The sequence below is a fragment of the Streptosporangium sp. 'caverna' genome (assembly GCF_003203775.1).
Taxonomy (GTDB): Bacteria; Actinomycetota; Actinomycetes; order Streptosporangiales; family Streptosporangiaceae; genus Streptosporangium; species Streptosporangium subroseum.
The window spans coordinates 7789734-7798174 of record NZ_CP029711.1 but is presented as its reverse complement, the minus strand read 5'-3'; the positions used below and the strand labels follow the sequence as shown (position 1 = coordinate 7798174).

Annotated in this window: 4 protein-coding genes; all 4 read left to right on the top strand. The window is 74.6% G+C overall.

What is annotated here, in order from left to right; all coding sequences use genetic code 11:
* Positions 1-17: 17 nt before the first annotated feature.
* From DKM19_RS33940 to DKM19_RS33925, 4 genes are read left to right on the top strand one after another with little or no spacing between them, the layout of a single operon-like run.
* On the top strand, positions 18-5951 hold the full coding sequence (locus DKM19_RS33940; RefSeq protein ID WP_110701441.1) for a type I polyketide synthase: 5934 nt from the start codon (positions 18-20) through the stop codon (positions 5949-5951).
* A complete protein-coding gene (locus tag DKM19_RS33935) occupies positions 5948-6718 on the top strand; it encodes a thioesterase II family protein (protein ID WP_110701439.1) in 771 nt (256 codons plus the stop codon). Before DKM19_RS33940 ends, DKM19_RS33935 begins: the two co-directional genes overlap by 4 nt.
* Positions 6715-7764: a sulfotransferase gene (locus DKM19_RS33930; RefSeq protein ID WP_110701437.1), complete on the top strand. Its 1050-nt coding sequence runs from the start codon at positions 6715-6717 to the stop codon at positions 7762-7764. Before DKM19_RS33935 ends, DKM19_RS33930 begins: the two co-directional genes overlap by 4 nt.
* Positions 7764-8435 carry a 4'-phosphopantetheinyl transferase gene (locus DKM19_RS33925; RefSeq protein WP_110706184.1) on the top strand — a complete coding sequence of 224 codons (672 nt, stop codon included), beginning with the start codon at positions 7764-7766 and terminating at the stop codon, positions 8433-8435. Before DKM19_RS33930 ends, DKM19_RS33925 begins: the two co-directional genes overlap by 1 nt.
* The last annotated feature ends 6 nt before the right edge of the window (positions 8436-8441 follow it).

Below are 8441 nucleotides of genomic sequence, written 5' to 3'. Positions count from 1 at the left end.
AAGAGAGGCAACAGCACATGAGCGAGCCAGGCCAAGTTCCCGAGGATCGGCTGCGGTACTTCCTCAAGCGGGTCACCGCTGAGCTCCACGACACCCGGGAGCGGCTGCGCGAGGCCGAGCAGGCCGCGTCCGAGCCGATCGCGATCGTCGGGATGGCCTGCCGGTTCCCCGGCGAGGTCGGCTCACCGGAGGACCTCTGGGAGCTGGTGGCCTCCGGCCGGGACGCGATCGGGTCGTTCCCGACCGACCGGGGCTGGGACGTGGAGAACCTTTACCACCCCGACCCGGACCACCCCGGCACGACCTACTCCCGCGACGGCGGCTTCCTGGCCCGCGCCGCGGACTTCGACCCGAGCCTGTTCGGGATCTCGCCGCGTGAGGCGCTGGCGATGGACCCGCAGCACCGGTTGCTGCTGGAGTCCTCCTGGGAGGCGTTCGAGCGCGCCGGGATCGACCCGCTGGGGCTGCGCGGATCCCGGACCGGCGTGTTCGTCGGCATCATGTACAACGACTACGCGCTGGTGGTGGGCGAGTCCGCGGACGCGGCCGAGGGCTTCATGGGCACCGGCGGCAGCATCGCCTCCGGGCGGGTCGCCTACACCTTCGGCCTGGAGGGGCCGACCGTCACCGTCGACACCGCCTGCTCCTCGTCGCTGGTCGCGCTGCACCTGGCCATCCAGGCGCTGCGGAACCGGGAGTGCGAGCTGGCGCTGGCCGGCGGCGTGACCGTGATGGCCACCCCGAACACGTTCATCGGATTCTCCCGCCAGCGCGGTCTGGCACCCGACGGTCGGTGCAAGTCCTTCGCCGAGGGCGCGGACGGCACCGGCTGGGGCGAGGGTGTCGGCATGCTGCTGGTCGAGCGGCTCTCCGACGCGCAGCGGCTCGGCCACCCGATCCTCGCCGTGGTACGGGGCAGCGCCGTGAACTCCGACGGCGCCTCCAACGGATTGACCGCGCCGAACGGGCCTTCCCAGCAGCGGGTCATCCGCCAGGCGCTGGCCAACGCCCGGCTCGAACCCGGTGACGTGGACGCCGTCGAGGCACACGGCACCGGCACGCCGCTGGGCGACCCGATCGAGGCCCAGGCGCTGCTGGCCACCTACGGGCAGCGCGGGAGCGAACCGCTCTGGCTGGGCTCGGTGAAGTCGAACCTGGGGCACACCCAGGCGGCGGCCGGTGTGGCCGGGATCATCAAGATGGTGCAGGCGATGCGGCACGGCACGCTGCCGGCCACGCTGCACGTGGACGCGCCCACCTCCGAGGTGGACTGGTCGGCCGGGTCGGTGGAGTTGCTGACCGAGGCGCGGGCCTGGCCGGAGGTCGACCGGCCGCGCCGGGCGGCGGTGTCCTCGTTCGGGATCAGCGGCACCAACGCCCACGTCATCCTCGAAGCCCCACCCGCCGACCCCGCCGCGTCCACCACCGAACCCGTCGCGCTCGAACCGGCCGGGCCGCAGCCGCCGCTCACGCCGCTGGTGCTCGCGGCGGCCGACGACACCGCGCTGGACGCCCAGATCACCCGGCTGGCCGCGTATCTCACCGACCGCGAGGACGTGCCGCTGCACGAGGTCGCCCGCACGCTCGCCGGCCGGACCCGGTTGCCGCACCGGGCCGTCGCGCTCGGCCACGACCGGGCCGAACTGGCGGCCGCACTGGCCGAGGGCGGCACCGTACGGGGCACCGCGCGCCACGGCCGGCTCGCCGTCGTCTTCACCGGCCAGGGCGCCCAGCGGATCGGCATGGGCCGCGAGCTGTACGACGCTTTCCCGGCGTACGCGACCGCGTTCGACGCGGTGTGCGCCGCACTCGACCTGCCGCTGCACGACCTGCTCGACGACGAGGAGCGGATCCACCAGACCGGAACGGCGCAGCCCGCGCTCTTCGCCGTCGAGGTCGCGCTGCTGGCCCTGCTGGAGCAGTGGGGCCTCACACCGGACGTGGTCGCCGGGCACTCGATCGGTGAGATCACCGCCGCCTACGCCGCCGGCGTCCTGAACCTGGCCGACGCCGCCACACTGGTCGCGGCCCGCGGCCGGCTGATGCAGGCGCTGCCGTCCGGCGGCGGGATGCTCGCGGTCCGCGCCGCCGAGGCCGACGTCCGGGCGGCGTTCCCCGACATCGACGTGGCGGCGGTCAACGGACCGCACGCGGTCGTCGTCTCCGGGCCGGACGCCGCGATCGAACGGGTCGCGGCGGACGCCGCCGAGCGCGGCTGGAAGACCAGCCGCCTGCACACCAGCCACGCCTTCCACTCTCGGCTCATGGAGCCCATGCTCGCCGACTTCGCCGAGGTCGCCGCCGGGCTGACGTTCGCGGAGCCGAAGCTGGCCGCGATCTCCACCGTGACCGGGGCGCCGGTGACCCCGGGCGAGTGGACCGACCCGGGCTACTGGGCCGACCAGGTCCGCCGGCCGGTCCGGTTCGCCGACGCCGTCCGCACCCTCGCCGCCCAGGGCGTCACCCGCGTCCTGGAGGTGGGTCCGGACGCGGTGCTCACCACGCTGGTCCAGGACGCCGACGCCGATCTGCTGGCCGTGCCGGCGCTGCGCCGCGACCGCGCGGAGACGCGGACCCTGCTGACCTCGGTCGCCACCCTGTTCGTCGACGGCGCCGACGTCGACTGGCGGGCCGCCGTCGGCGGAACCGGCCACGCGGACCTGCCGACCTACCCGTTCACCCATCGCCGGCTCTGGCCCCGCCCGCGCCCCGGCGGCGCCGGCGACGCGTACGGCCTCGGCCTCGACCCGATCGGCCATCCGCTGCTCGGCGCCGCGATCGAGATCCCGGACGCCTCCACGCTGGTCCTCACCGGGACGCTCACGGCGGCCACCCAGCCCTGGCTGGCCGAGCACACCGTGATGGGCCGCGCCGTGCTGCCGGGCACCGCGCTGGTCGAGCTGGCCCTGGCCGCCGGCGAGCAGGCCGGCGCGCCGGCGCTGGACGAGCTGCTGCTGCAGGCACCGCTGACGCTGTCTGCGCGCGGTACGGTCGCGGTCCGGCTCACCGTGACCGAGACGGACGGACGGCGCCCGATCACCATCCACTCCCGCGCCGACGACGGCGAGCCCTGGGTCCTGCACGCCACCGGCGTGCTCTCCGCAGCCGAACCCGCCGACGTCGGCGCCGACCTGGTCAGCTGGCCGCCGTCCGGCGCCGAGGAACTGCCGCTGGCCGGGCTCTACGAGACGTTCGCCGACGCCGGCCTGGCCTACGGGCCCGCGTTCCAGGGCCTGCGGCGGTTGTGGCGGCGCGGCGAGGAGGTGTTCGCCGAGGTGCGGACCGACGCTCCGGCCGACGGGTTCGGGCTGCACCCGGCGCTGTTCGACACGGTCCTGCACGCGATCGGCCCGGCGGCGCTGCTGCCCGGCGACGGGTTGCGGCTGCCGTTCGCGTTCTCCGGGGTGCACCGGTTCGCCCAGGCCGGCACCGAGCTGCGGGTGCGGCTGACGGCCCTGAGCGGGGTCGACACGGTTCGGCTCGATCTGGCCGACCCGACCGGGCTGCCGATCGCCCAGGTCGAGCGGCTCACGCTGCGGCCGGTCACGGCCGACCAGCTGGGTGGGGGAGCGGCGGACCGCCTGCTCTACGGCGTCGAGTGGACCCCGCAGGAGGCGTCGGGCGCGGCGCCGGACGCGGTGATCCCGCTCGGTGCCCCGCTGCCGGCCCCCGCCGCGGTGCTGCTCGTGGACGCCACCGCGCCCGGCGCCGCCCGCGATCGCGCCGCCGCCCTGCTCACGCTCCTGCAGGCCTGGCTGGCCGACCCCGCCTGGTCCGACTCCCGCCTGGTGATCCGGACCTTCGGCGCGGCGGGCGAGGAGATCACCGACCCGGACGGCGCCGCGCTGTGGGGCCTGGCCCGGTCCGCCCAGGCCGAGTACCCCGGCCGCGTCCACCTGCTGGACGCGCCCGAGGACACGGTGCTCCCGCTGCCGCAGGCGCTGGTGCGCGACGGAGTGGTCACGGTGCCGCGCCTGACTCGGCTGAGGGGCGCCGACGCGGTCGACTTCGGTGACGGGTCCGTGGTGGTCACCGGGGCCACCGGAACGCTCGGCAGGCTCGTCGCCCGGCACCTGGTCGAAGCCCATGGCGTCCGCGACCTCATACTGATCTCTCGCTCCGGCGGGAACGCCGACCTCGAACGCGAGCTCGCTCCGGCGAGGGTGCGGTCCGTCGCCTGCGACGTGGCCGACGCCGCCGCGCTCACCGCGGCGCTGCGGGACGAGCCGGTGACCGCCGTGATCCACGTCGCCGGAGTCCTCGACGACGGTCTGCTCACCGACCTGACCCCCGCGCGGCTCGACACGGTCTTCCGCGCCAAGGTCGACGCCGCCCGCAACCTCGCCGCCGCGACGAAGGACAGGCCGCTGCGCGCGTTTGTCCTCTACTCCTCGGTGGCCGGGATCTTCGGCAACCCCGGCCAGGCCAACTACGCCGCCGCCAACGCCTTCCTCGACGCCTACGCCACGCAGCTGCGGGCACAGGGCGTCCCGGCGACCTCGCTGGCCTGGGGCCTGTGGGACGCCGGCATGGCCGGGACGCTCACCGACGCCGAGCACCGGCGACTGCGCCAGGGCGGAATCGTCCCGCTCACCGCCGAGCAGGGCCTCGCCGCCTTCGACGCCGCGCTGGCCACCGGGCGCCCACTCGTCGTCCCGGTGGCCCTGGACGTGTCCGGGCTCCGCGCCGCCGAGGCCGCCGGAGCGCTTCCGCCGGTCCTCGCCGGGCTCGTCCCGGCCGGCAGGCCCGGCGGAGGCGCGCCGGACCAGCAGGCGCTCGCCGCCTTCCAGCGCCGGCTGGCCCAGCTGCCCGCCGACGAGCGCCGGGCGGCGCTGGCCGACCTGGTCGGCCGGCAGGCCGCGGTCGTCCTCGGCCACGCCCAGCCCGACGCCCTCGACCCGCACCGGCCGTTCCTGGAGGCCGGTTTCGACTCGCTCACCTCGGTGGAGCTGCGCAACAGGCTGAGCGCGGCCACCGGGCTGCGGCTGCCGACCACGCTGCTGTTCGACCACCCCACCGCCGACGCCCTCGTGACCCACCTCACCGACCAGTTCGCGTCCGGGGACCAGCCCGCGCCGCAGGAAGCCGCCGGCACGCTCGGCGCGATGTTCCGGGAAGCCTCGGCCAGCGGGCGCAGCGGCGAGTTCTTCGGCGTCCTGGTCGCCGCGTCGGCGTTCCGCCCGGCCTTCCGCACCAGCCGCGAGCTGCCCAAGCCGGTCGCGGTCATGCGCCTGGCCGCCGGTGCGGACGGGCCCGGCCTGGTCTGCCTGCCCTCCATCCTGGCCATCTCCGGCCCGCACCAGTACGTCCGGTTCGCCGGTGCGCTGCGCGGGCGGCGGGACGTCGCCGCGGTCGCCGCGCCCGGGTTCGGCCGCGGCGAACCGCTGCCGGCCACGGTGGAGGCGGTGGTCTCCGCCCAGGCGGAAGCGATCCTCGCGCACACCGGCGGGGCGCCGACAGCGCTGGTCGGGCACTCCTCCGGCGGCATGCTCGCGCACGCGGTCGCCGCCGAGCTCGAACGCGCCGGCGTCGCCGTGGACGCGCTGGTGCTCATCGACATCTACTCCCACGACGTCGAGGCACTCGCCGGCATCCAGCCGGTGCTCAGCGCCGGCATGATCGAGCGAGAGGACGGCTACGTCCCGATGGACGACACCCGGCTGACCGCGATGGGCGGCTACGTCCGTCTCTTCCACGGTTGGCAGCCGACTCCGATCCAGGCCCCCACCCTGCTCGTCCGGGCCACCGAGCCGATGTTCGGCTGGTCGCGCGACGGCGACTGGCGCTCGTCCTGGACGCTGCCGCACAGTGCCGTGGACACCCCCGGCAGCCATTTCTCGGTCATGGAGGAGCATGCCGCCACCACGGCGCGAGTCGTCGACGAGTGGCTGTCCGCCTCCCCTTCTTCCCGCGCAGTCCTCCCCCTCGAACCGAAAGCGACGACCCGATGAACAACCCCGCCGACGACAACCTGTGGATCCGCCGGTTCCACCACGAGCCGAACACCCGGGTCACCCTGGTCTGCTTCCCGCACGCCGGCGGCTCGGCCAGCTTCTTCTACCCGGTCTCCGACGCCATGCAGTCCACCATGCAGGTGGTCGCGCTGCAGTACCCGGGCCGGCAGGACCGGCGTGAGGAGCGGCCGCTGACCACGATCGCCGAGCTGGCCGACGAGTCGTTCGCCGCGCTGCGCCCGCTGATGGACCGTCCGCTGGCCTTCTTCGGGCACAGCATGGGCGCCACCGTGGCCTTCGAGGTCGCCGTACGGATGAAGCGTGAGCTGGCCGGCGCCCCGGTCACGCTGTTCGCCTCCGGCCGCCGCGCCCCCTCCCGGCACCGGGTGGAGACCGTGCACAAGCTCGACGACGAGGGCATCGTCACCGAGCTGAAGAAGCTCAGCGGCACCGACGCCCGCATCCTCGGCGATCTGGAGCTGCTGCGGATGATCCTGCCGGCGATCCGCAGCGACTACACCGCCGCCGAGCTCTACCGGTACCGGCCCGGCCCGACGCTGGACTGCCCGATCGTCGCGCTGACCGGGGAGAGCGACCCGAAGGTGACCCTGGACGAGGCCCAGGCCTGGGCCGACCACACCACCGGCGGGTTCGAGCTGCGCACGTTCAGCGGCGGCCACTTCTACCTCGCCCAGCACCAGCGCGAAGTGATCAATCTGATCAGCGACCAGCTGCTCTCCCTGACGCTCCAAGGACGGATATGACTCCGACGTTCGTGATCAGCACCGGCCGGTGCGGGTCCACGCTGGTCTCCCAGATGCTGCGCGTCCACTCCGAGGTGCTCAGCCTCAGCGAGCTGTTCAGCACCGTGCGCAACCGCGGCTACCTCGACGGCGCCCCGGACGGCGCGCAGTTCTGGCGGATGCTCAGCGAGCCCGACCCGGCCATGGACGTCATGGTCGCCGAGGGCCTCAAGGTCTCCGAGCTGATCTACCCGTACGGGACCGGGCGCTTCGACCCCGCCAAGGGCGTCCCGGCGATCTGCCACATGACGCTGCCGATGCTCACCGACGATCCGGACGCGCTCTACGACGAGCTGGCCGCGGAGGTGCCCACCTGGCCGGCGCGCCCGATCGCCGACCAGTACCGGGCGCTCTTCGCCTACCTGGCCGAACGGTTCGACCGGCCGGTGGTCGTGGAGCGGTCTGGCGCGTCGCTGGAGATGGTGCCGCTGCTGCGGGAGCGGTTTCCCGAAGCCCGGTTCATCTACCTCACCCGGGACGGCGCCGACTCGGCGCTGTCGATGAGCAGGCACGCCGGATTCCGGATGAGACTGCTGGGCCGTGAGGCCGCCCGGATCGCCGGGGTCACCTCCCCGGACCAGCTGGGGCCCGACCAGTTCCGGCTGCTCCCGGCGGAGCTGGGCCGGCTGCTGACGACCCCGTCGGAGCTGCCCCAGCTGATGCGGCGGGACATCCCGGTGACCGCGTTCGGCGCGCTGTGGTCGGGGATGACCTGCGAGGGAGCCGACGAGCTGCTGCGGCTGCCCACCGAGAAGTGGATGATGACCTCCTACGAGGCCCTGGTCGCCGACGCCCCGGCGGAACTGACCCGGCTGGCCGGCTTCCTCGGCGTGCCGGCGACCGCCCCGTGGCTGGACAGGGCCGCCCGCCTGGTCGACCCGGATCGGCGGGCGGCCTCGGCCCGCCTGGACGCGCGGCTGCTGGCCGCCCTGCGCCGCTCCTGCGCGCCCGGCTCGGCCGTCGACGCGATGCTCGCGGCGGCCAGCTTCATGCTTACGCTCGCGTGATGAACGACCTGCTGTCGACGACCGGACTGCTCGCACGGGTCCTGCCGGCGGAAACCGTGACCGCCGAGACGTACGCCGATCCGCCCGGCCTCTCGCTGTTCCCGGCCGAGGAGGCGGTGATCGCGCGGGCGGTGGACAAACGCCGCCGCGAGTTCACCACCGTCCGGCACTGCGCCCGCACCGCGCTGGAACGGCTCGGGGTGGTGCCCGGGCCCATCCTTCCCGGGGAGCGCGGCGCGCCCGGCTGGCCGGAGGGCGTCGTGGGCAGCATGACCCACTGCGCCGGCTTCCGCGGCTGCGCGGTCGCCCACGCAGGCGACCTGCGCACGATCGGCCTCGACGCCGAGCCGGCCGAGCCGCTGCCCGACGGCGTCCTGGACGCGATCGCGCTGCCGGAGGAGCGGGCCGCCATCCGGCGCCTGGGACCGGGAGCACCCTGGGACCGGCTGCTGTTCAGCGCCAAGGAATCGGTCTACAAGGCCTGGTTCCCGCTCACCCGCCGGTTCCTGGAGTTCCACCAGGCCCGGATCGAGCTGGACCCGGACGGCGGGTTCACCGCGACGCTGCTGGTGGCGCCGCCGAGCACCGTCGCCGGCCCGCTGACCGGGTTCACCGGCCGCTGGATCCACCGCGACGGCCTCGTGATCACCGCGATCGCCGTACCCGCCTAGGGGTGA